Annotated in this window: 3 protein-coding genes and 1 pseudogene; all 4 read left to right on the top strand. The window is 31.1% G+C overall.

Annotated elements, in window-relative coordinates:
• Window positions 1–282: pseudogene (locus Ctaglu_RS25690) on the top strand (hypothetical protein); the annotation flags it as partial.
• Window positions 283–294: 12 nt separating this feature from the next.
• Entirely contained in the window at window positions 295–1,407 is a 1,113-nt protein-coding gene (locus Ctaglu_RS24520; RefSeq protein WP_125006675.1) for a hypothetical protein, read from the top strand.
• A 26-nt stretch (window positions 1,408–1,433) separates the two neighbouring features.
• A complete protein-coding gene (locus tag Ctaglu_RS24525) occupies window positions 1,434–1,745 on the top strand; it encodes a hypothetical protein (protein ID WP_125006677.1) in 312 nt (103 codons plus the stop codon).
• Between the two features lie 11 nt (window positions 1,746–1,756).
• On the top strand, window positions 1,757–1,966 hold the full coding sequence (locus tag Ctaglu_RS24530; RefSeq protein WP_125006679.1) for a hypothetical protein: 210 nt from the start codon (window positions 1,757–1,759) through the stop codon (window positions 1,964–1,966).
• Window positions 1,967–1,973: the final 7 nt, after the last annotated feature.

Here is a 1,973-nt window from a genome sequence, read left to right on the forward strand (position 1 = left end):
GATATAAATATACAAATGCAACAAAGAAATGCGAATAATACCGCGTGGGACAATGTAAATCCAAAAACAACTGCTAGTAACGTTTTAGCATTAGATGGAAGTTCAGTTGAGTCACACTTGGCTGAAAATGTGAAACAACTAGCAACTAAATCTCCTACAGACCATTTGCATACAGGAACTTATGAATCAGTGCTTCCCATAGAAAGAAAGAGAAAAATAACATCTGGAACAGCAATCCCAACAGGAGGGGCCGATGGTGATATTTATTTCCAATATGAATAGAGGTGATGTTATATGAGCAAAGCAACATGGTTAAATATTGGTGGAGTTTGGAAACAAGCTAAAAATATCTGGGAAAATATTGGTGGCGTTTGGAAACAAAAAGTAATTCCAAAAGGAAATATAAGTGGGCTATGGAAAGATTTTATTGGTTATTATACACCTCGTATTTTCAGAATAACAAATCGTACACTCTATTGTTATTCTTTGGTGGAAAATAAATTAGAATGGAGTAATTCTACTGTTATAGCAAGCGATGAAATTTATCATTGTTCTAGATATGACCCAGTACACAAAAGAATATACGTATTAGTATATGATACGTATACTAGTAGGTCTATATTCAAAGTATATGATGCACTAACAGGCAGTTTTATAAAAGCATCCTCACCAATGTTGAACACAACATATTTTGATTTGTCAGAATATGGCGGTGGGAGAATATATTGGAACGACGAAGAAAATAATTATATTCGTTGTACAGACTTGGATTTTAAAGAAATTTGGAAAAAAAGTACTCAAAACAGTGGTAAAACAAGTCAAATTACTGTTAGTAGAACAGGTAAATCATATTCTTTATTGACTGGTGGAAGTTCTTACAGTTCATTATATGGAGTAAATGAATATGGAAGTTCCGATTTTAATGCTTATGTTTATACCAAAGTTTGGTTTATGGCAACTAATTCATTAAATGAATTAATTTTTACTAAATATGAAGGGAGTAATAATGACTTAATGAAGGTAGATTCAAACTTATCAACCCAAACAACTTTAAAAGGAAATGCTTTTCCTCAAATGGCTAGACCTTGCATTGATGATAGTGATAATATTTATTTAATAGATAGTGATAAAAAACTATCAAAATATTCTAATATTGGAACACTTTTATGGAGTGTAATATTTACTAATAATATAGGTAGTATAGCCCTTACTCAAGATAATAAAATAACGGTAACAACATATGGTAATGCAGGTTCTTCCGAAGATATACTAATCGTAGACCCAACCACAGGAGGATATAAAAGCATGGGAATTGGGATAAATCTAGTTAACACCCCAGACCAATTTAATTATCCAACGGTTGTAGGAGATAGAGGTTTAGTTGGTGCATTTAGTAAACAAGTATAAAATAAGGAATAAGGGAGGTAAATAATATGATTTTTATTAAATACGAATTAGGAACTGATACAAGGTCTATGGTAACGTTAATTCATTATAATCCATCTATATTATCAGATGAAATAATGCAAAATGGTGTTCTAGTAGAAAAAATTCCAGAACCTATACCACAAAACGGAAAAACAGAAGTATTGTATTATAATATAAAGACAAAGGAATTTTGGTATGAGTATATTGATATTCCAAAAACTCAAGAGCGAACAATTCAAGAGAGAATGCAATCACTAGAGCAATCTAATGCAGAAATGATGGCTATGATAGCGACAATGGCAACACCTAAAGTATAGGTGTTATTTTTATGTCTAAAAAAATAAAATATATAAGAGAAAGGATGATTAATATGTTTAATTTCACTAAAAATTCTGGTTGTACAAAGGTATGGATTACTTTAATAATTGGAGGTACTTATACATTTGAGCAAGTCCCAAAATTATTCAATTTAAGAGAAATGGTAGGAGAAGTATTAAAAGATATGGGAGCAATAAAAGAACCAGTTGCTACGACGTAGGAAAATA

The sequence above is a fragment of the Clostridium tagluense genome (assembly GCF_003865095.1).
GTDB classification, from domain to species: domain Bacteria; phylum Bacillota; class Clostridia; order Clostridiales; family Clostridiaceae; genus Clostridium_AD; species Clostridium_AD tagluense.

What these genes read in the sequence shown, in the direction of transcription:
- Ctaglu_RS24530 (WP_125006679.1), top strand. Translation starts at nt 1,757, where the DNA reads ATGTCTAAAAAAATAAAATATATAAGAGAAAGGATGATTAATATGTTT.
- Ctaglu_RS24520 (WP_125006675.1), top strand. Translation starts at nt 295, where the DNA reads ATGAGCAAAGCAACATGGTTAAATATTGGTGGAGTTTGGAAACAAGCT.
- Ctaglu_RS24525 (WP_125006677.1), top strand. Translation starts at nt 1,434, where the DNA reads ATGATTTTTATTAAATACGAATTAGGAACTGATACAAGGTCTATGGTA.